Origin of the sequence: Bittarella massiliensis (ex Durand et al. 2017) (assembly GCF_001486165.1) — a bacterium.
Taxonomy (GTDB): domain Bacteria; phylum Bacillota; class Clostridia; order Oscillospirales; family Ruminococcaceae; genus Bittarella; species Bittarella massiliensis.
The window spans coordinates 267,472-287,750 of record NZ_LN908975.1 but is presented as its reverse complement, the minus strand read 5'-3'; the positions used below and the strand labels follow the sequence as shown (position 1 = coordinate 287,750).

The following is a 20,279-nucleotide window of genomic DNA, read 5'->3' as shown; positions in this document are numbered from 1 at the left end:
GCGCTTACTCCCCCTCTTTGCCGGGGAGACAGAGCACCTCTTTGACCTTGGTGGCAAAGAGTTTGGACGAGTAGCTGGGGCGCAGGACCAGAGCCGTGTCGCAGCCGAGGCTGGTCCCCCCCACCGCCACCACGTCCTCGCCAAAGGGGAGGTAGCCGCCGTCTATGGCCATGGTGGAGCACTCCACACAGACCTTGGTGCCCTGGGAGAACATCCGCAGGGCGTTGGCGACGATCTCCAGCGGGTACATCCCACCGTTGGCGCCGGAGACGGCCCGCTCGGCCGCTGAGAGGGCGTGGGCGGCGGTGCAGACCGAAAAGCCCCAGTCCTTCAACTTCTGGCGCTCGGCCTCTTCCATGACGTTTTTGCCCGGCTCCTTGGAGCCGTAAGCCAGGGTGACCACCGTCACCTGTAAGCCACAGTCCCGAAAGAGTTCGGCTGTGGCGCCGGAGGAGCTGGCCACCACCAGGTGGCGGATGCCCCGGGCCTTGGCCCCTTCAACGGCAATGCGGGCGGTTTCCTCTGCCCCGGCGGGGCCGACTGGTACCAATTTCAATTGTCTTCCTCCCATTCTGTGCGCCCGCCGCCGGCAGGGGTGTCGGGCGGGCGCTTCTCCCCCCGCCGCGGCGGGGGATAGCGAACTTTTGTGACCCGGTGTCCATCGCACCAGGCGGTAAAGGCGGGCCCGAAAAAGCAGAGCCCTTCCGACCAGGGGCACACCCCCGCCACCCCCTGCGCCACCGCCGGGGGCAGCCGTCTCCCCTCTCCTGGGGGGAGGGGAAGGGCCCCGTCGCCCATCGCCCGGGAAAAGAGGGCGCAGACCGTCCCCTCCCAGTCGGGAGGGACCGCGTCCCCCTTTTCCCGGTTGCAGGCCCGGCAGCAGAGGACCAGGTTGTAAACTGCCGAGGGACCCCCGCGGGCGCGGGGCAGGTGGTGGTCCAGGGTGCCGCCGCCAAAAGAGAGGGGTTTGCCGCAGTAAAAGCAGCGGCCCCCTTCCCGCAGATAGCAGTAGCGGCGCTTGGTCTTGTCAAAGACGTAGGGGCGCACCGACTACTTCCCGAAAAGGCGGGTGGCCCTGGCCATATTCTCGATGACCGGCACCCCAAAGGGGCAGTTTTTCTCGCAGGAGCCGCAGGCGATGCACTCCCCCGCGGTGACGGGCAGGGCCTCGTAGTGGGCGGCCACGGTGGCGGGGACCGACAGCCCCTCCCCCGCCTCGGCCAGGTCCAGGTATTTGTGGACGGCGGCCACGTCGATGTGCTGGGGGCAGGGCAGGCAGTGGTTGCAGTACATGCACCGGTGGGAGAGGGAGCCCTGCATCTCCTGGGCGAGGAAGGAGAAGTCCCGCTCCTCTTCGCTGGCATCAAAGTAGCCAAGGGCGTCCTCCAGCTCGGCCACGCTCTGCACCCCCAGCAGCACGCTGGCCACCCCGGGTTTGGAGAGGGCGTAGTGGATGCACTGGGTGACGGTGAGGGGCCGGTGGAAGGGGGTGGTGGCCGGGTCCAGCAGTTTGCCGGCGGCCAGGGCCTTCATGACGGTGATCCCCACCCCGCGGGCCCCGCAGAGCTGGTAGAGCCGCTCCCGCTCGGGGGAGAGCTGGCCCTGGGTGGGGGCGGCGGCGATGAGCTGGTCGAGGGTCTTCTCGGCCGGCTCAAAGTCGTAGGCAGGGTTGATGGAGAAGAGGAGGAGGTCGAAAATCCCCGTCTCCACCAGTTTGATGGCGGTGGCGGGCATGTGGCAGCTGACCCCCAGCTTGCGGATGACCCCCTTCTCCTTGAGGCGGAGGGCGTAATCGATAAAGTCGCTCTCAAAGACGCCGTCCCAGTCCTTCTGGGTGTCGACGAAGTGGACCATCCCCAGGTCGATGTAGTCGGTGTGGTACTTCTCCAAAAAGTCGCGCACATAGGTGTCGGCCTCTTTCACCTTGCGGGAGCGGGCGTACTGCCCCCCCTGGAGCACCGCACCGATGTGCCCTTGCAGGTAGACGTTTTTGCGGTAGGGGCGCAGGGCGTCCCCCATCTTCCGGCGGTACTCCACCTCGGGCATGAAGAGGTCGAAGATGTTGACCCCCCGCTCCACAGCGGCGCCCACGGTGGTCTCGACGGTGGGGTAGTCGCGGGTGCAGAGGTGCTCGCCCCCCACCCCCACGGCGCTGACGGAAAACCCGGTGTTTCCCAGCTGTCTGTATTCCATCTCCATGAAAAGGCCTCCTTCTCTCCTCTGCGGGCACGGCGGGCCGGCCCGGCAGGAGCTGTTGTAACTTCAGTATACCCCTCCTTTTAAAAGGGCGCAAGGAGCAGGGCGCAAAAAAGGGCCGGGGCAATCCGCCCCGGCCCTTTTCAACTGCGAAAAGGGGATGATTACTTCTTGGACGCGACCGGCTCGGGCTCGGTCTTGCCCTGCTCGAAAACTTTGATGATGCCCTTTTTGTACATCAGCCAGGAAGTCAGGATGGTGACGGGGATCATGCCCACGATGACAAAGCCCTGGTAGGTGCTCAGCGGCACGCCCATGATCATCAGGATGATGACAATGATGACGGCGGGGACAGCGCCCAGCAGCTTGCCCTTGATGTTGTACTTGCCGGACCGGCCGTTGAAGATGCCCAGGGCCAGGCCGCCGAACAGAGCGGGCAGCATGTAGCCAGTGGCGGTCTTGACAGCGGGGATGGCGAAGATGGGCTGCAGCGGCACCAGCAGGATGACGCCCAGGGCGATGATGGCCATGGTGACGATGGAGGAGGCGCCGACGGCCACGGTGACAACGGCGTCGCCCTCGTCGGTGGACTGCTCCACGCCGGCGATGTCGATGGCGTTGATGGCCACAGGCAGCTTCAGGTTCATGACGTTGCCGGTGATGAAGGTGATGTAAGAGGCGGAGCCGAGCACGGGGGCGTAGCTGAACACCTCAGAGATGGCGATGGGGATGAACATGGCCAGCAGGCCGGTGCCGCTCTGCAAAACCAGGCCGAAGTCCGGGAAGCAGCTGTAGATGGCACAGATGACCAGGGGGATACCCACCATGAAGCCGAGGGCGCCAATACTGCCGAGCCGGCCCAGGCGATGGATGGACTTTATGTATTTCTCGTTGTTCATTGTATAGTCCTCCTTTCCCTATTAAGCGAACATGCCGACCACGTTGGTCCAGAGCACGGAGGAAGCCATGCCCAAAATCAACACGATGGCGAGGTTGAAGTCGTTGAGCCACTTGGCCCCGGTCTTCTTGGCGATAGTCGCGATCAGCAGGCCGATGCCGGCACTGGTGAGCAGGGTCAGGGTGCCGACGAAGTTCCAGCCGGTGGCGGGGTTGTAGACCTGCAGGGGCATCATGACGGACATCATGGCCATCATGAAGCAGCCGGAGAAGACAGCGCCCCAGCCGCCGCTCTTGCGGTTGTAGTCGGCCATGCTGGTGGTGATCTTCTTGGCGGCGATGATGTTGGTGATGATGCCGAACATGATGCCGATGCTCATGACGATCATCACGGCGCCAAAGACGTTGGCGGGCTGCGCACCGGCGCTGGCGAAGTTCAGGCCCATGGCCTGGATGACCATGTCGGCGGCCATCAGCTCATAGGAGACGGCGCCCACGACGGAGAGCCGGAACCAGGCCCAGGGGGTGCCCAGGACGGCGGCCAGGGAAATCAGGCCGATGACGATGGACAGGGAGGGGACGATGGAGAAGGTGCAGGACGAGCTGATGACCTTTTTGATGGTCGTGTTCTCGATGCCCAGCTCCAGGCAGCGCTTGCGGGCCTTCACCATGAAGGCGGCGGCCAGTCCGGCTACGTACAGCAGTCCGGCGATGACCAGAATCCACAGCCAGGTGCTGTTTGACAGTTCTTTGAATGTCATTTGATTCACTCCTCATTTCTGTTTCATTGTGTATCGCAACAGCGCAGTTACCGCTCGCTGTTTGAAACCGTTAGTCCAGATAGGGTTTGACGTCGTCGGGGAAGGGGCAGTTGTACTTGCCGCCGGTCTTTTTCAGGTACTCCTCCTGGGCGGGGACGAGGACGGAGGGGTCCTCAATGACCTTGACGGCGGCCAGCGCCAAAGCTTTGCCGGCCTGCAGCAGCCCCTTGTGGGCCAGGCGGGAGCCGGCCTGCGCCGTCTGCTGCCAGGAGTGCCCGGGGGTGCCCAAACAGGCGGTGGGGGCGGTCATCTGGGCGGTGGGGGTGACATAGCTGACATCGCCCACATCGGTGGAACCCGGCATGGCGATGTTGCCCATGGGCCGGTAGGGGAAGACCTCGCCGCAGATGGCCTGGTCGGCGTATTTCTGCGCCAGTTCCGGGCCGCCCAACATCCCCAGCTGCTGGGCCGAGGCGGCCTTTTCGGCGGGGGTGAGGGTGTCGCGGAAGGACTGGGCCAGGGCTTTGTCCTCCTCGTCAAAGGGGACCTCGCCCACCTCGTTCATGGCCTCGGTCAACAGGGTGGTGAGCACCTCGTTGGGGATGTAGTCGGAGAGACCGTCTTTGATTTGAACGATCGACTCGGTCTCGGTCATCATGGCCGCGCCCTTGGCGATCTTCTCGATGCGGGCAAAGAGCTCTTTGGCCTCGGCAATCTTGGGTGCGCGGATGTAGTAGTGGAGCTTCGCCCGGTCCTGCACCACGTTGGGGGCGGTGCCGCCCACATCGTGGAAGGCGTAGTGGATGCGGGCCTCGGGGCTGACGTGCTCGCGCAAAAATTGCACGCCGATGTTCATCAGTTCGGCGGCGTCGAGGGCGCTGCGGCCCAGCTGGGGCGACGCGGCCGCGTGGGAGGTCCTGCCCACAAAGCTGAAAAAGACGCTGATGTTGGCCAGGGAGCTGATCCCCATGGGGGCAAAGCAGTCGCCGGGGTGCCAGCTGAAGGCGCAGTCGAGGCCGTCAAAGCAGCCCTCTCTGGCCATGAAGGCCTTGCCGCAGCCGAACTCCTCGCCGGGGCAGCCGTAGTAGATGACGGTGCCGCTCTTGCCGGTGGACTGCAGGTAGTCCTTGACGGCGACGGCCGCCGCCAGACTGCCCGCGCCCAAGGCGTTGTGCCCGCAGCCGTGGCCGGGGGCGTCCTTGACCACCTCTTTTTTCGAGGAGCAGCTCGCCTCCTGACTGAGGGAGGGCAGGGCGTCAAACTCGCCCAGGATGCCGATGACCGGCTTGCCGCTGCCGAATGTGCCGGAGAAGGCAGTGGGGATGCCCGCCAGCCCTGTCTCCACCGCGAAGCCCTCCTGCTTCAACACTTCGATGAGGGCAGCCGAGGACTGGAACTCCTTGAAGCCCAGCTCCGGCGTAGACCAGACCTTGTCGCTGACCTGGGTGAAGAGAGCGGCCTTGTCGTCCACCAACTTGCAGATGTCGTCCCGTACCGACATGATTTTGATCGCCTCCTAATCTAATGCGCGGCTGCCAGTCATTGGTGATAATGACGGAAAACAGTAGATTTTTTTGGTAAATGCAACCTATGCTTTCTTTTTCTTGCAGAACAGCGCCTTTATGTTTATGAATTGTAACATAAAATGAACAAACAAGCAATTGTGTTTTAACGATTTATGAATATTGGCCAAAGGGATGTTGCAGAATTTATCTATTTATATTTGCTGGGAAATATGGTAGAATCAACCCATGAAAAGAAGGGGAGGGCGTTGCCATGCGCTATCGCGCGCTGTTACTGGATATGGACGGGACCCTGATCGACTCCTCGGGGGGGATCATCGCCTGTGCCAAAGAGGCCATGGAGGAGCTGGGGATCCCCATCCCCCCGGAGGATACCTTCCACCGCTTTATCGGCCCGCCCCTGAAGGAGTGCTTCCGCATTGTCGCCGGGGTGGAGGACGAGGCGCTGCTGGACCGGGCGGTGGCCAGCTACAAGGCCCATTTTCGGGACGAGCACATCGCCGCCGGCAGGCTCTACCCCGGGTGGGAGACCCTGCTGCCCGCCCTCAAGGCCCAGGGGGTCAAGCTGGGGGTGGCCACCCTCAAATTCGTGGGCTTTGCCCGCAAGACCACCGACCACTTCGGCCTGACCCCCCTCTTCGACGCCATCTGCGGGTCAGTGCCGGAGAAGACCCCCTCCAAAGAGGGGATCATCCGGGAGGCGCTGGCCGAGATGGGGATCGACGAGGCCGACGCCGACGAGGTGCTGATGGTGGGGGACAGCCCCTATGACGAAGAGGGGGCCGCCGCCGTGGGCTGCCGCTTTGCCGCCGCCACCTACGGCTTTGGCTACCTGGGGATGGAGGAGGGCCAGATCGAGGCCGACGCGCTGGTACACAGCGTGGAGGAGCTGGCCGACTACCTGCAAAACAGTTGACCGGGGCGCCCGCAGGCTGTCTGCCGCGGGCGCTCTCTTTGAGAGAGGAGACAGAGAAGATGGACTGGACAGAGATTCAGATAGCCGTCGCCGCCGGGGACGTGGAGGTGGCCTCGGCCATCGCCCACATGGTGGTGCCCTACGGCATCTACATCGAGGACTACTCGGACCTGGAGGAGGTCGCCCCCCAGGTGGCCCACATCGACTTGATCGACGAGGAGCTGCTGGCCCGGGACCGGGAGCACGCGGTCATCCACCTCTATATCCCCGCCGACCAGGCGCCCATGGAGGCCGTCTCCTTTTTGACCGGGCGGCTGGAGGAGGAGGGGATCGGCCACACCCTCTCCACCGGCGAGATCGCCGAGGAGGACTGGGCCTTTGGCTGGAAAAAGTACTACCACCCCCTGCCCATCGGCCAGCGGCTGGTGGTCTGCCCCAGCTGGGAGCACTACGAAAAATCGCCCGGCCAGGTGGTGGTGACCCTGGACCCGGGGATGGCCTTCGGCACCGGCACCCACCACACCACCAAGCTCTGCCTGGAGCGGCTGCAGGAGGTGGTGCGCCCCGGCTGCAGCGTGCTGGACGTGGGCTGCGGCAGCGGGATCCTGGCCATCTCCTCCCTGCTGTGCGGGGCCGGTTCGGCGGTGCTCTGCGACATCGACGAGACGGCGGTCAAGGTGGCCCGCGAGAACGCCGCCCTCAACGGGGTGGCCGAGCGCTGCACCGTGGTGCAGGGGGACCTGGCCACCGGGGTGCAGGGGCGCTTTGACGTGATCTTTGCCAACATTGTGGCCGACATCGTGATCCGGCTGCTGCCGGACGTGAAGCCCCACCTGAACGAGGGCGGGGTGCTGGTGGCCTCGGGAATCGTGGACGTGCGCCGGGACGAGGTGCTGGCGGCCATGGAGCAGGCCGGGTTGACGGTTTTGGACGTGCGGGAGGAAAAGGGCTGGTACGCCATCACCTGCCGGGCCTAAAGGCTGCCCCTGCGGGCGGTGGACAGCTTTGTTAAAGGAGTATGCGGGATGCCCAAGTTTTTTACCGAAGACATCGCCGGGCAGCGGGGAATTTTGCGCGGCGGGGACGTCAAACACCTGACCCGGGTGTTGCGGCTGGGCCCGGGGGACGCGGTGACCCTCTGCGACGGGGCGGGGTTTGACTACGACTGCCAAATCGAGACCGTCGAGGAGGGCCAGGTGGTCTGCACCGTGCTGGAAAAGCGCCCCTGCCCCGCCGAACCCGACCTGGACCTGACCGTTTACATGGCCCTGCCCAAACAGGACAAGATGCAGTTGGTGGTGCAAAAGTGCGTGGAGTTGGGCTGCCGGGAGATCGTGCCGGTGACCAGCGAGTGGTGCGTCTCCCGCCCCGACCCCAAGAGCCTGCAAAACAAGACAGAGCGCTGGCAGAAAATCGCCTGGGAGGCGGCCAAGCAGTGCGGGCGGGGGGTGCTGCCCACCGTCTCGCCCTGTCTGCCCTTTGCGCAGGCGGTGGAGGAACTGGCGAAAAAGGATCTCCCCCTCCTCTTCTACGAGAAGGGCGGCCGCCCCATCGGCGAGCTGCTGGCCCAGGCCCAGGCGGATGGGCCGGTGCGCAGCTGCGGGCTGCTGGTGGGCAGCGAGGGGGGGCTGACCCCCGAGGAGGTGGCCCTGGCCGAGGGCCGCGGGGTGGGCATCGCCTCCCTGGGGCCCCGCATCCTCCGCTGTGAGACCGCCCCTCTGGCGGCGGCGGCCGTGGTGATGTATCTGACGGGGAATCTGTAAACGGCTGTTATATCTAAAATGAAGAGCGCCTGGCGAGTTGGTCTCGCCGGGCGCTCTTCGTTTTGGACCCCTCAGCGCTTGAGGAGGGAGCGCTGCCATTCGACGAAAGAGCCGATGGCCAGGAAGGCCAGGCCGAGGGCGGCGATGAGGGGATAGCGCCACGGCCCCTGCCAGAGGGGGAGGGCGGCCCCCACGCGCAATGGCCAGGGATAAAAGACGTTGCCGTCCTCCCCCCCTTGGGCGCGGACTGCGCCGCGCCGTCTTTTTTTTATGGTAGCATCCTGCTGTGCAAAACTCCATCGACAGGAGCTTTTTTGGGCGTCTGTTACATTTTTAAGCGGATATTTTTGGCGACTATTCGCCAGGATCCGACCCTTTTTGCGCCTTCCTCTCGATTGACGGCCCTCTGTGAAAAGGCTATACTTTGAGAAAAGAGGCGTCCTTTGGGGCGCAGAGGGGGAATTTTGTTGCAAGTGAGAGAACTGGCCCATCAATATGCCGGATATGTCACCGATTTTCGCCGGGAACTGCACGCCCACCCGGAGCTCTCGATGGAGGAGGAGTGGACCTCCGCCCGCATCGCCCGGGAGCTGGAGGGACTTGGCATCCCCCACACCGTGCTGCAAAACCGGGGCATCGTCGCGGTGGTGGACAGCGGCCGCCCGGGGCCCCGGCTGGCCTTTCGGGGGGATTTTGACGCCCTGCCCCTGACCGAGGAGGTGGAGCTGCCCTTTCAGTCCCAGATTGCGGGGAAGATGCACGCCTGCGGGCACGACGCCCACGCCGCCATGGTGCTGGGGGCCGCCCGCATCGCCTGGGAGCAACGCCAGCACCTGTGCGGCACAGCTTATTTCTGCTTTCAGCCCGGAGAGGAGACCGGCGAGGGCGCAGGCCCCATCGTCGCCCACCTAAAGGCCCTGGGCGGGGTGGACCGGGCGGTGAGCCTGCACGTCAACGGCGCCTACCCGGTGGGCAGCCTCTACCTGCAAGACGGGCCGATGTACGCCGGCGCCACCCGCTTCGACATCGAGGTGGAGGGGGTGGGCGGCCACGGCTCCCGCCCCGATTTGGCGTCCGACCCCATCCGCCCGGCCTGCGAGATCCTTCTCAAGGCGGCGGCCATCCCGGTCAACCGGCACGACCCCTTTGCCACCTGCGTGGTGAGCCCCTGCCTGATCCACGCCGGCACCAAAAACAACATCATCCCCGGCAGCGCCTCCATCGGGGGGAACATCCGCTTTTTCCGCTACGGGGACGGGCCCGCCCTGGTGGAGGAGATCCGCCGGCTGGCCGGGCCCACCGCCGCGGCCTACGGCTGCACCGCCCGGGTCACCGGGGGCGAAAAGTGCACCGAGCCGGTCCTCAACGACCCCGCGTCCGCCGCCTGGGGCCGCGCCCTGGCCGCCGACCTGGGCTTTTCGCTGATCCCGGCCCAGGGCCCCTCGGCCGCGTCGGACAACTTCGCGGAGTTCCTCGAGGCCTTCGGTGGCTTCTACGCCATGCTGGGGGCCCGCAGCGAGCTGCCCGGCACCTCCGGCAACGCCCACAACCCCACCTTCTGCATCGACGAGAGGTGCCTGGAAGAGGGGCTGGCCCTCTTTGCCGCCTGCCTGTTTGACCTCCTGGGAGGCAAGGAGTAAAGGAGTAGGGGACAACTTTTTTGCATACAAAAGGTATCAAGAATAAAAAGGAGTGTTTTGAGATGTCTGTCATCAAAGAGCTGAGCGAGAAGTACGAGTCCTATGCCATCGACCTGCGGCGGGAGCTGCACGCCCACCCCGAATTGAGCTTGCAGGAGGAGTGGACCTCCGCCCGCATCGTGGAGGAGCTGGGGAAACTGGGCATCCCCTGTGAAGTGGTGGGTCCCCGCAACGTGGTGGGCCTCATCGACACCGGCCGGGCCGGCAGATCCATCGCCATCCGCGCCGACATCGACGCCCTCCCCCTCACCGAGGAGGTGGAGCTGCCCTTTAAATCCCAGTTTGAGGGAAAGATGCACGCCTGCGGGCACGACGCCCACGCCGCCATGCTGGTGACCATCGGCCGCATCCTCAACGAGACCAAAGAGCAGTTTTCCGGCAAGGTCTACCTCTGCTTCCAGGTGGCCGAGGAGACCGGCTTCGGCGCCGACGACATCGTGGCCTACCTGCAGGAAAAGGGCGGGGTCGACCAGGTGATCGCCACCCACATCGCCGGGGCGGCCCCGGTGGGGACCATCTGGATCCCCGACGGGCCGATGTACGCCGGCAACATGGGCTTTAAGATCGTGGTGCACGGGGTGGGCGGCCACGGCTCTCGCCCCGACGCGGCGGTCGACCCCATCCGCCCGGCCTGCGAGATCCTGCAGGCCATCGCCGCCATCCCGGTCAACCGGCACGACCCCTTCAAGACCCTGGTGGTCAGCCCCTGCACCATCCACGCGGGCACCAAGAACAACATCATCCCCGGCGAGGCCGAGATCGAGGGGAACATCCGCTTCTTCGCCTACGGCGACGGCGACGCCGCGGTGGAGGAGATCCGCCGGATGAGCGAGCACCTGGCCGCCGCCCGGGGCTGCACGGTGGAGGTCACCAGCGAGGCCATGGCCCCCTACCCGGTCATCAACAACAATGAAGCCGCCGCCCGGGGCCGCGCCCTGGCCGCCCAGCAGGGGCTGACGGTGCTGCCCCCCGCCGACCCCCAGGCCGCGTCGGACAACTACGCCAATTTCCTCAACGCCTTCCCCGGCTTTTACACCATGCTGGGCGCCCACAGCGAGATGCCCGGCACCTCCGGCAACCACCACAACCCCACCTTCTGCCTCAACGAGGACTGCATCAAACTGGGCATTGCCTTCATGGCCGAATACGCCTTTGCATTTTTGAAATAGCCCCGGGACAGACGCGCCGTTTCTGTGCGCTGTTCACAGAAAGTTGGTTTGACAGCCCCATTTTTTGCCTCTATAATACAAAGTAGTGAGTCTATTTCACCATCATCAAGGAGGGTATCTTTCCATGACCATTAAAGAACTGATCGCCCAAAATGAGGACTACATCATCGAGATGCGCCGGGAGTTCCACATGCACCCCGAGCTGAGCTACCAGGAGGAGCGCACCTCCCGCCGGATCTGCGAAGAGCTGGAGAAGATGAACATCCAGTACGAGGTCGTCGGCCGCCGCAACGTCATCGGCATCATCAACAAGAACAAGGCGGGCAAGAAGATCGCCATCCGCGCCGACATCGACGCCCTGCCGGTCTGCGAGGAAGTCGACCTGCCCTTCAAGTCCCAGACCCCCGGCGTGATGCACGCCTGTGGCCACGACGGGCACACCGCCATGCTGCTGGGCATCGCCAAGTCCCTGAACGAGCTCAAGGATGAGCTCAACGGTTCGGTCTACCTCTGCTTCCAGGTGGCGGAAGAGGTCGGCGGCGGCGCCGCTGAGGAGTGCGTCGAGTACCTGCAGGCCCACGGCGGCGTGGACCAGGCCATCGGCACCCACCTGATGGGCCAGATGCCCGTCGGTCTCATCGGCATCCCCGACGGGGCGATGATGGCCGGCAACACCGGCTTTAAAATCAAGGTCCACGGCGTGGGCGGCCACGGCTCCCGCCCCGATCTGGCGGTCGACCCCATCCGCCCGGCCTGCGACATCCTGCTGAAGGTGCAGGCCATCCCGGTCAACCGGCACGACCCCTTCTCCACCGTGGTGGTGAGCCCCTGCATGATCAACGCCGGCACCAAGAACAACATCATCCCCAACGACGCCGAGATCGAGGGCAACCTGCGCTTCTTCAAGGCCGGCGAGGACATTGAGGTCATCGACCTGATGCGCAAGATCGCCGAGAACGTGGCCGCCGCCTACGGCTGCACCGCCGAGGTGGAGCGGGTGATCATGGCCCCGCTGCCGGTGGTCAACGACAAGGAGGCCGCCGCCGCTGGCCGCGCCCTGGCCGCCGAGCAGGGGCTGACCGTTCTGCCCCAGGGCGACCCCGCCACCGGCTCGGACGACTACGCCGCCTTTGTCCACGCCTTCAAGGGCTTCTACTGCGTGGTGGGCGCCAAGAGCGATCTGCCCGGCACCTCCGGCAACCACCACAACGCCAACTTCGCCATCGACGAGGCCAGCCTGAAGGTGGGCGCCACCTTTATGGGCGAGTACGCCTACAACTTCCTGACCAAATAGGGTCCCCTCCGTCAGGTTTTGGGGCGCGGCACGCCCGCGTACATAGCTTTTGCGATCCCCGTGCGGTCTCCGGCCGCGCGGGGATTCTTTTTGCCCCCTCCCCCGCATATCCTGCCAGGGGGCCGGGCCTGCATATCCCACCCAAAACTGCCCATCCTCTTGAAAATAAGCGAAAAAAGGAGGGGATAGCAGTGGAGAAACGGCGCGCCTTTTTGGAAAACACCCTCTTTTTCGGCCTGGTGCTGGCCCTCGGCCTGCTGGGGGTGCGCTGGCTGTTGCCCCTGCTCTCCCCCCTGCTGGCGGGCTTTTTTGTGGCCTTTGTCGCCGCCCGGCCCGCCCGCTGGCTGCACCGCCGCTGGCGCCTGCCCCAGCGGGGCTGCCAGACCGCCCTCACCGCCCTGCTCTACCTGGGGCTGGGGGCGGCCATCTGGTATTTTGGGGCGCGGCTGGTGGTCTCGCTGGGGAGCATCTTCTCCTCCCTGCCGGGGTTTTACGCCCAGGAGATAGCCCCCCTGCTGTCCCGGTTCCAGGAGTGGTTGCTGGGCTTTATCGAGGGCTTCTCCCCCGGCGCCCCGGTCTACTGGGAGGACTTTTTCGCCCTGGCGGGGGGCTCCATCGACGCCTGCCTGCAAAAGCTCTCCGCCTGGGCCATGGGGGCGGTGACCCGGCTGGCCGCGGCCCTGCCCGCGGTCTTTCTCTGGTGCTCGGTGGCAGTGATCTCGGGGCTCTTCTTCGCCGCCGACTACCGGGGCATCACCCGCTTTTTTGCCCGCTGCACCCCGCCCCGGCTGGCGCAGGTGCTCTACCTGGTGAAGGACTGCGTCCAGCGCTCGGCCTTACAGATGGCCAAGAGCTACCTGATTTTAATGGCCGTGACCTTTGCCGAACTGGCGGCCGGGTTCTGGCTGCTGGGCATCGCCCACCCGGTCTCGATGGCGCTGCTGGTGGCCTTTGTCGACCTGCTGCCCATCCTGGGCACCGGGGCGGTGCTGGTGCCCTGGGCGGCCTTCCTGCTCCTCTCGGGGAAGACCGGGCTGGGGCTGCAGATGGCCCTTCTCTACGCGGTCATCTCGATGGTGCGCAGCCTGTTGGAGCCCAAGGTGCTGGGCAACCAGGTGGGGCTGCACCCGCTGGTGGCCCTGTCCAGCGCCTACCTGGGCGGGGCGGTGCTGGGGTTTTGGGGCATCTTCCTGGGGCCGCTGGGGGCCATTGTCGCCCAGGATCTGATTGCCCACGGGGTCATCCGCCTGCCTGGCCGGGTGCGGGAGGCGCGCCGCCGCGGCCGGGCCGACCGGGAAGGGCGCGGGGAAAAACCGGCAAAAGGCGGTTGACAAATCCCCGCCGGCGGCGTATATTGGGTACAAAGGCGATGCAGTCGCCCTTTAAAGGAGTAAAGCAACATGGACAACGCGGTCTCCCTCTCTTCGGTCTCCTATTACGGCTACCGCTACCTGGGCTATTTTTATGGCGCGGGCGTTTTGTCGTATGGAAAAGTGAAGAGGGGCCGCGGGTAGAGCGGGTAAAAGAAAACCACAGAGCGATTTTTTTGCCGGTACCTGGGCTTCGCCTCCCAGGTGCCGGCTTTTTTTGCGCCTTTGCCGCAAAGAGGGCCGCCGCGCGGGGAGCGGACCCGGCCGAGAATGGAGGAAAACAGGATGATCGTCATCTGCAAAAAGGGAACCACTCAGGAACAAATCGACCAGTTCACCCACTGGCTGCACGACCAGGGGATGGAGGTGCACCTCTCCCGGGGGACCCGGACCACCCTGCTGGGGCTGGTGGGGGACACCTCGTCCCTCGACGCCGAACAGCTGGCCTCCCTCCCCTTTGTGGAGCGGGTACAGCGCATCTCCGAGCCCTACAAAAAGGCCAACCGAAAGTTCCACCCCGAGGACACGGTGGTGGATGTCAGCGGGCGCAAACTGGGGGGCGGGCACTTCTGCATGATCGCCGGCCCCTGCTCGGTGGAGAGCGCCGAGCAGATCACCGAGGTGGCCCAGGCGGTCAAGGGCGCCGGGGCCTGTGTGCTGCGGGGCGGCGCCTTCAAGCCCCGCACCTCCCCCTACGCCTTTCAGGGGCTGGGGCCGGTGGGGCTGGACCTGCTGCGGGTCGCCCGCCAGAAGACCGGGATGCCCATCGTCAGCGAGGTGATGGACAGGGAGCAGCTGCCCCACTTCGCCGACGTAGACATCATCCAGGTGGGGGCCCGCAACATGCAGAACTTCACCCTGCTGCGGGCCGTGGGGGAGATGGGCAAGCCGGTGCTGCTCAAGCGGGGGCTCTCCTCTACCATCGAGGAGTTTTTGATGAGCGCCGAGTACGTGATGGCCGGCGGCTGCGAGCAGGTGATCCTCTGCGAGCGGGGCATCCGCACCTTTGAGACGGCCACCCGCAACACCCTGGACCTCTCGGCCATCCCCCTGCTCAAGCGGCTCTCCCACCTGCCGGTGGTGGTGGATCCCAGCCACGCCACCGGCATCCCCTGGATGATCGAGCCCATGTCCCGGGCGGCGGTGGCCGCCGGGGCCGACGGGCTGATCATCGAGGTGCACAACGCGCCGGAAAAGGCCCTCTGCGACGGCGCCCAGTCCCTGCGCCCGCAGGAGTTTGCCGACTTGGTGGAGGGGCTGCGGCCCTTTGTGAAACTCTGCGGGAAGGAGTGGGCCAGATGACGGTGGGGATCGTGGGGCTGGGCCTCATCGGCGGCAGCCTGGCCAAGTGCTTTGCCCAGCACGGCCACCGGGTCCTCGCCTGTGACCGGGACGCCGAGACCATGGCCGCCGCCCTGCGCGACGGAGCGGCGCAGGGGGAGCTGACCCCCGCCCGCTTTGGCGGGTGCGAGCTGATTTTGGTTTGCCTTTGGCCGCAAAAAACGGTAGACTATATAGAGGAAAACCGGGCCGCCTTCCCCAAGGGGGGGCTGGTGGTGGACTGCTGCGGGGTCAAGGGGGAGATTTGCCGCCAGGTCTGGCCCATCGCCCGGGAGGAGGGGTTCACCTTTGTGGGGGGCCACCCCATGGCCGGGCGGGAGCTCTCGGGCTACCGGGCCAGCCAGGTCGACCTCTTCCACCGGGCCAGCATGATCCTGACCCCCGGGCCCGGGTGCGGCGAGGCGGAGATCGAAAAGCTGCGGGCCCTCTTTCTCTCCCTGCACTTTCGGCAGGTGGTCCTCTCCACCCCCGAGGAGCACGACCGCATCATCGCCCTGACCTCGCAGCTGTGCCACATCGTCAGTAACTGCTTTGTCAAAAGCCCCACCGCCGGGGACTTCGGCGGCTTTTCGGCGGGCAGCTTTAAGGACCTGACCCGGGTGGCCAAACTCAACGAGGCCATGTGGACCGACCTGTTCTCCCAGAACCGGGCGGCCCTGCTGGCCGAACTGGACATCTTCAGCGACAACCTCGCCCGGTACCGGGCTGCCCTTGCCCAGGGGGACGACAGCGCCCTGGAGGGGCTGCTGCGGGAGGGACGCGAAATAAAGGAGGGCCTGACCCTTGGAAATCATACCAGTCAAAACCGGGAGAGCCTATGAGGTGACGGTGGGCCACGGCTGCGCTGACGCCTTTTACGACCAGTTGGCCGCGCGCCACCAGGGCAAGCGGGCCGCCATTGTCACCGACGAGACGGTGGACGGCCTCTACGGCGAATCGGTGCGTCGGGCGCTGGAGGGGCGGGGCATCCCCTGCTGCAAGTTCGCCTTCCCCGGGGGGGAGCCCCACAAGCGGATGGAGACCGCCCTGGCGATCTGCGAGTTTCTCCACCGTGAGGGCATCACCCGCAGCGACTTTCTGGTGGCCCTGGGAGGCGGCATCCCTGGGGACGTGACCGGCTTTTGCGCCGCCGTCTACCTGCGGGGGGTGGAGTACGTGCAGATCCCCACCACCCTGCTGGCCCAAATCGACTCCTCGGTGGGGGGGAAGACCGCCGTCAACATCGACGGGGGGAAAAACCTGGTGGGCTGTTTCTGGCAGCCCTCGGCGGTGCTCTGCGACACCGCCTTCTTCGACACCCTGCCGGAAGAGACCTTTGCCGACGGGGTGGGGGAGGCCATCAAGTACGGCGCCATCCGCGACGCGCAGCTCTTCGAGCAGATGCGGGGGGACTTTCGCCGCAACCTGCTACCCATCGTCGCCCGCTGCATCGCCATCAAGGCGGCGGTGGTGGAGGCCGACGAGCGGGACACCGGGGAGCGGATGGTCCTCAACTTTGGCCACACCCTGGGTCACGCCATCGAAAAGCACTCGGGCTTTGCCGTCACCCACGGCAAGGCGGTGGCCATCGGGATGCAGATGATGGCCGACGCCTGCGCCCGAAACGGCCTCTGCGCCCCCGAGGTGCCGGCCGCCATCCGCGACTGTCTGCAGCGAAACGGCCTGGACTGGCGCTATGACGCCCCCCTGGAAGAGCTGCTGGCTATTGCCGCCGGGGACAAAAAGCGGGACGGGATGAGCATCTCCCCGGTGCTCATCCGCGCCATCGGCCGCTGTGAGCCGGTGTCGATGGAGTGGGGCGCCTTCGCGCAGTTCATGGCCGCTGGGGGGAGCCGGGCGTGAGGGCGCGGGTCGCCGCCCGGGCCCTGCGGGGGGCCATCACCGCGCCGCCCTCCAAGTCGATGGCCCACCGGCTGCTCCTCTGCGCGGCCCTGGCCGAGGGGGAGACGGTGCTGCGAAACGTCCCCGCCTCCAAGGACGTGCAGGCCACCCTGCGGGGGATCGCCGCCCTGGGGGCCCGGGTGCGGCGGATGGACGGGGGGGCCTACTCCATCCTGGGCATCCCCACCGGGGCGCGGCCCCGACAGGCCGCCATCGACTGCGGGGAGAGCGGCTCCACCCTCCGCTTTTTGGTGCCGGTGGCCGCCGCCCTGGGGGTGGAGACCACCTTTTCGGGGGCCGGGCAGCTGCCCAGCCGTCCCCTCTCCCCCATCCTGCCCTGCCTCGCGGCAGGCGGGGCCGCCTTCCACTACGAAAACACCCTCCCCTTCACCCTGGGCGGGCAGCTGAAACCGGGCCGGTACGAAATCGCCGGGGACGTGTCCAGCCAGTTCATCACCGGGCTGCTCTTCGCCCTGGCCGCCCTGGAGGGGGACAGCGAGATCCTCCTCACCACCCCGCTGCACTCCGGGCCCTACGTGGAGATGACCCTGCAGGCCATGGCCGCCTTCGGGGTGAGGGCCCGGCGCACCCCCCTGGGCTGGTTCATCCCCGGGGGACAGCGGTTTGTCCCCTGCGATACCGCGGTGGAGGGGGACTATTCGGGCGCGGCCTTCTTCCTCTGCGCCGGGGCCATCTCCGGCGACGTGACGGTGGAAGGGCTCTCCCCCCTCTCGCTGCAGGGGGACCGGGCGGTCTGCGACGTGCTGGAGCGCTGGGGCGCCGCCGTGACCCGGGGCAGGGATTTTGTGCGGGTGCAGTCGGCCCCCCTCACCGGCGGCCCGGTGGCGGGGGAGGACATCCCTGACATCCTGCCCATCCTGGCGGTGACCGCCGCCGCCGCCCAGGGGGAGACCGCCTTTACCGGCGCCGCCCGCCTGACCATCAAAGAGTGCGACCGCCTAGCCGCCACCGCCGCCCTCATCAGTGACCTGGGGGGCCGCTGCCGGGGCGAGGGAGACCTGCTCGCGGTGGAGGGCCAGCCCCTGGCCGAAGGGCTGCGGCCCGGCGGGCCGGCCGCCACCCACCGCGACCACCGCATGGCCATGAGCGCGGCCATCGCCGCCCTCTGGTGCGAGGGGCCGGTGGAGCTGGACTGCGCCGAGTGCGTGGAGAAGTCGTACCCCGACTTCTTCCGCGATTACGAGATGTTGGGGGGAAGCGTTCATGTCTTCTAGTTTTGGCAGCCGGTTTCGGGTGACCCTCTTTGGGGAGAGCCACGGCCCGGCCATCGGCGCGGTAATTGAGGGGGTGACCCCCGGCCTGCACCTGGAGGAGGGGTACATCCGCGCCTACTGCGCCCGACGGCTGGCGCGGGGGGCCTACTCCACCGCCCGCCGCGAACCCGACCTGCCCCACATCGTCAGCGGGGCGGTGGACGGGGTGGCCTGCGGCACCCCCCTGACGGTGGTGATCGAAAACACCTCCACCCGCTCGGGCGACTACGGCCCCCAGTCGCAGATCGCCCGGCCGGGCCACGCCGACTACACCGGCCACCTGCGCTACGGCGGCTTTAACGACGTGCGGGGGGGCGGCCACTTCTCGGGGCGGCTGACGGCCCCCCTGGTCTACGCCGGGGCGGTGGCCAGCCTGATGCTGCGGCAGCGGGGCATCGCCATCGGCGCCCACGCGGCGGAGATCGCCGGGGTGGCGGACACCCCCTTTGACCCGGTGTCGGTGGGGCCCCGGGAATTCGACACTCTGCACAGCCGCGACTTTCCGGTGCTCGACCCCGCCGCCGGCGAGGGGATGCAGGCCGCCATTGCCGCCGCCCGGGCCGACTGCGACTCGGTGGGCGGGGTGGTGGAGTGCGCCGTCACCGGGCTGCCCGCCGGGGTGGGCGACCCCTTCTTCGACACCCTGGAGAGCCGGCTGGCCTACCTCCTCTTCGCCATCCCCGCGGTGAAAGGGGTGGAGTTTGGGGCCGGGTTTTCCGCCGCCCGCATGCGGGGGAGCGAGAGCAACGACCCCTTTGTCAGCGAAGGGGGGAAGATCCGCACCAGCCGCAACGCCGCCGGGGGGATCCAGGGGGGCATCTCCAACGGGATGCCGCTCCTCTTTCGGGCGGCCTTCAAGCCCACCCCCTCCATCGCCAAGCCGCAGCAGACGGTCAACTTTGTCACCGGAGAGGCCCTCACCGCCGAGATCCGCGGGCGGCACGACCCCTGCATCGTCCCCCGGGCCGCCGTCTGCGTGGAGGCGGCCGCCGCCATCGCCCTGGCAGACCTGCTGGGCTAAAGGGCTGAGGGCCAAACCAAAACAAACAGGGAGGAACACGCTGTGGAACTGGACAAGCTGCGGGAGGAAATCGACCAAATCGACCGGGAGCTGCTCTCCCTCTTCTGCCGCCGGATGGCGGTGGTGGCCCAGGTGGGGCAGTACAAAAAAGAGCGGGGGCTGCCGGTGCTCAACCAGGGGCGGGAGGATGCCATCCTCGCCCGCGCCCGGGCCCAGGTGCCGCCGGAGATGGGGGACGCGGCCTGCGAACTGCTGTCCACTGCCATCCGCCTGAGCCGGGCCTACCAGGAGGAGATTTTGCGGGGCTAACCCCTCACCGCCCGTCCAGCAATTGGCCGGGCAGGATGTGCAGGGTGTCTGCCATTTTGAAGAGGGTCTCCAGCGACACCCCCTTCAAGGTCGCCGGACCCTCTATCTGGGAGATAAAGTTGGCGCTCTTGCCGATGTACTCTGCAAAGGCCTCCTGGGTGTAGCCCGCCCGCTTGCGGTAATAGGCGAGGTTCTGGCCCAGGGCCTTGAAATTTTCGGGGTATTGGGTTTTCACCTGCGCTCCCTCCCTATCACTGTTCATGTTTTTCACTTTTGCGCCTTTTCGTCCTGTCGCTATACACAGATGGGGCAAAAGCCGGTACTTTTGTTCCCATGGTCACCATACTCAATCTACAAAATATGCTCAATATATTAAATACACTTACAAATTGTTTCATTTAGAAAGGAGGCATGTTTATAATCTCCTATGCCCCTTTTTACAAAACGCTAAATAAGCGCAATTTAAAAGAATATGACTTAATTCATTATTATAAAATCTCCAGCAATACTCTACACCGCATAAAGCAAGGAAAGCCAATTACAACTACGACACTGGATACTCTCTGCTCCATTTTAGCTTGTAATGTATCAGGCATTATAAATTATATTCCCGGCAATGCAAAGGGGACAAATAGCCCCGAAAAAGAGGGGCTGTAAAAAACATTTCGATGTGCGCCATTGAAGTATCCCTGTTTCTATTTTCGAGTAAGCACTTCTGTCCAGACGACTTCCCAACAGGTTCATCTTCCCCACCAACTTTTCTTGAGATAGGTTTGCCCGTTTGCGCAATCTCTTCAAATTGTCAGACAAACTGACATTCTGAATAATCATATTTTTCAAGTTTTTCCCCTCTCACCAGTTGTG

General features: G+C 65.5%; 21 protein-coding genes. 14 read left to right on the top strand and 7 right to left on the bottom strand.

Going from position 1 to position 20,279, the window contains the following annotated elements; genetic code table 11:
- Positions 1-4: 4 nt before the first annotated feature.
- The 6 genes from BN3266_RS01775 to BN3266_RS01750 all read right to left on the bottom strand — a co-directional run bounded on the left by BN3266_RS01775 (position 5) and on the right by BN3266_RS01750 (position 5,355).
- Positions 5-556, bottom strand: coding sequence for a pyruvate kinase alpha/beta domain-containing protein (locus BN3266_RS01775; RefSeq protein WP_242861699.1), 552 nt, complete (start codon positions 554-556; stop codon positions 5-7).
- Positions 553-1,047, bottom strand: a complete 495-nt coding sequence (locus tag BN3266_RS01770) for an HNH endonuclease (RefSeq protein WP_059003301.1) — start codon at positions 1,045-1,047, stop codon at positions 553-555. The genes BN3266_RS01775 and BN3266_RS01770 overlap by 4 nt, the downstream gene beginning before the upstream one ends.
- 3 nt (positions 1,048-1,050) lie before the next feature.
- The gene (locus tag BN3266_RS01765; protein WP_082671582.1) at positions 1,051-2,199 is read right to left on the bottom strand and encodes an aldo/keto reductase; all 1,149 of its coding nucleotides are present in this window, start codon (positions 2,197-2,199) and stop codon (positions 1,051-1,053) included.
- A 161-nt stretch (positions 2,200-2,360) separates the two neighbouring features.
- A complete protein-coding gene (locus BN3266_RS01760; RefSeq protein ID WP_059003300.1) occupies positions 2,361-3,095 on the bottom strand; it encodes a hypothetical protein in 735 nt (244 codons plus the stop codon).
- A gap of 21 nt (positions 3,096-3,116) precedes the next feature.
- Positions 3,117-3,854 carry a DUF5058 family protein gene (locus tag BN3266_RS01755; protein WP_059003298.1) on the bottom strand — a complete coding sequence of 246 codons (738 nt, stop codon included), beginning with the start codon at positions 3,852-3,854 and terminating at the stop codon, positions 3,117-3,119.
- Positions 3,855-3,924: 70 nt separating this feature from the next.
- Positions 3,925-5,355, bottom strand: a complete 1,431-nt coding sequence (locus BN3266_RS01750; RefSeq protein WP_059003296.1) for an amidohydrolase — start codon at positions 5,353-5,355, stop codon at positions 3,925-3,927.
- A gap of 275 nt (positions 5,356-5,630) precedes the next feature.
- Here BN3266_RS01750 and BN3266_RS01745 point away from each other — a divergent pair, with 275 nt between their 5' ends.
- The 13 genes from BN3266_RS01745 (at position 5,631) to BN3266_RS01685 (ending at position 19,415) form a co-directional block, all read left to right on the top strand.
- Positions 5,631-6,293, top strand: a complete 663-nt coding sequence (locus BN3266_RS01745; protein ID WP_059003294.1) for an HAD family hydrolase — start codon at positions 5,631-5,633, stop codon at positions 6,291-6,293.
- Between the two features lie 59 nt (positions 6,294-6,352).
- Positions 6,353-7,270, top strand: a complete 918-nt coding sequence (gene prmA / locus BN3266_RS01740; protein WP_059003292.1) for a 50S ribosomal protein L11 methyltransferase — start codon at positions 6,353-6,355, stop codon at positions 7,268-7,270.
- Positions 7,271-7,318: 48 nt separating this feature from the next.
- Positions 7,319-8,056 (top strand): 16S rRNA (uracil(1498)-N(3))-methyltransferase, encoded by a 738-nt coding sequence (locus BN3266_RS01735; protein WP_059003290.1) that lies wholly within the window; start codon positions 7,319-7,321, stop codon positions 8,054-8,056.
- A 473-nt stretch (positions 8,057-8,529) separates the two neighbouring features.
- Positions 8,530-9,696 carry a M20 metallopeptidase family protein gene (locus BN3266_RS01730; RefSeq protein ID WP_075109660.1) on the top strand — a complete coding sequence of 389 codons (1,167 nt, stop codon included), beginning with the start codon at positions 8,530-8,532 and terminating at the stop codon, positions 9,694-9,696.
- Between the two features lie 62 nt (positions 9,697-9,758).
- On the top strand, positions 9,759-10,925 hold the full coding sequence (locus BN3266_RS01725) for a M20 metallopeptidase family protein (protein WP_059003286.1): 1,167 nt from the start codon (positions 9,759-9,761) through the stop codon (positions 10,923-10,925).
- A gap of 124 nt (positions 10,926-11,049) precedes the next feature.
- Entirely contained in the window at positions 11,050-12,219 is a 1,170-nt protein-coding gene (locus tag BN3266_RS01720; protein WP_021660743.1) for a M20 metallopeptidase family protein, read from the top strand.
- 191 nt (positions 12,220-12,410) lie between these two features.
- The gene (locus BN3266_RS01715) at positions 12,411-13,550 is read left to right on the top strand and encodes an AI-2E family transporter (protein ID WP_059003285.1); all 1,140 of its coding nucleotides are present in this window, start codon (positions 12,411-12,413) and stop codon (positions 13,548-13,550) included.
- Between the two features lie 324 nt (positions 13,551-13,874).
- Complete coding sequence (aroF, locus tag BN3266_RS01710; protein ID WP_059003829.1) at positions 13,875-14,891, top strand: 3-deoxy-7-phosphoheptulonate synthase; 1,017 nt, start codon at positions 13,875-13,877, stop codon at positions 14,889-14,891.
- Entirely contained in the window at positions 14,888-15,751 is an 864-nt protein-coding gene (locus tag BN3266_RS01705) for a prephenate dehydrogenase (protein WP_059003282.1), read from the top strand. The genes aroF and BN3266_RS01705 overlap by 4 nt, the downstream gene beginning before the upstream one ends.
- Complete coding sequence (aroB, locus tag BN3266_RS01700) at positions 15,714-16,772, top strand: 3-dehydroquinate synthase (RefSeq protein WP_075109638.1); 1,059 nt, start codon at positions 15,714-15,716, stop codon at positions 16,770-16,772. Before BN3266_RS01705 ends, aroB begins: the two co-directional genes overlap by 38 nt.
- A complete protein-coding gene (gene aroA / locus BN3266_RS01695; RefSeq protein WP_059003278.1) occupies positions 16,769-18,046 on the top strand; it encodes a 3-phosphoshikimate 1-carboxyvinyltransferase in 1,278 nt (425 codons plus the stop codon). Before aroB ends, aroA begins: the two co-directional genes overlap by 4 nt.
- Positions 18,036-19,106 (top strand): chorismate synthase, encoded by a 1,071-nt coding sequence (gene aroC, locus BN3266_RS01690; RefSeq protein ID WP_059003276.1) that lies wholly within the window; start codon positions 18,036-18,038, stop codon positions 19,104-19,106. The genes aroA and aroC overlap by 11 nt, the downstream gene beginning before the upstream one ends.
- Positions 19,107-19,148: 42 nt before the next feature.
- Positions 19,149-19,415, top strand: coding sequence for a chorismate mutase (locus BN3266_RS01685; RefSeq protein ID WP_059003275.1), 267 nt, complete (start codon positions 19,149-19,151; stop codon positions 19,413-19,415).
- Positions 19,416-19,419: 4 nt separating this feature from the next.
- On the opposite strand, the gene BN3266_RS01680 is transcribed toward BN3266_RS01685, so the two are convergent.
- On the bottom strand, positions 19,420-19,650 hold the full coding sequence (locus BN3266_RS01680; RefSeq protein ID WP_059003272.1) for a helix-turn-helix domain-containing protein: 231 nt from the start codon (positions 19,648-19,650) through the stop codon (positions 19,420-19,422).
- A gap of 176 nt (positions 19,651-19,826) precedes the next feature.
- On the opposite strand from BN3266_RS01680, the gene BN3266_RS13065 reads away from it, so the two are divergent.
- The gene (locus BN3266_RS13065) at positions 19,827-20,072 is read left to right on the top strand and encodes a helix-turn-helix domain-containing protein (RefSeq protein ID WP_021660731.1); all 246 of its coding nucleotides are present in this window, start codon (positions 19,827-19,829) and stop codon (positions 20,070-20,072) included.
- The last annotated feature ends 207 nt before the right edge of the window (positions 20,073-20,279 follow it).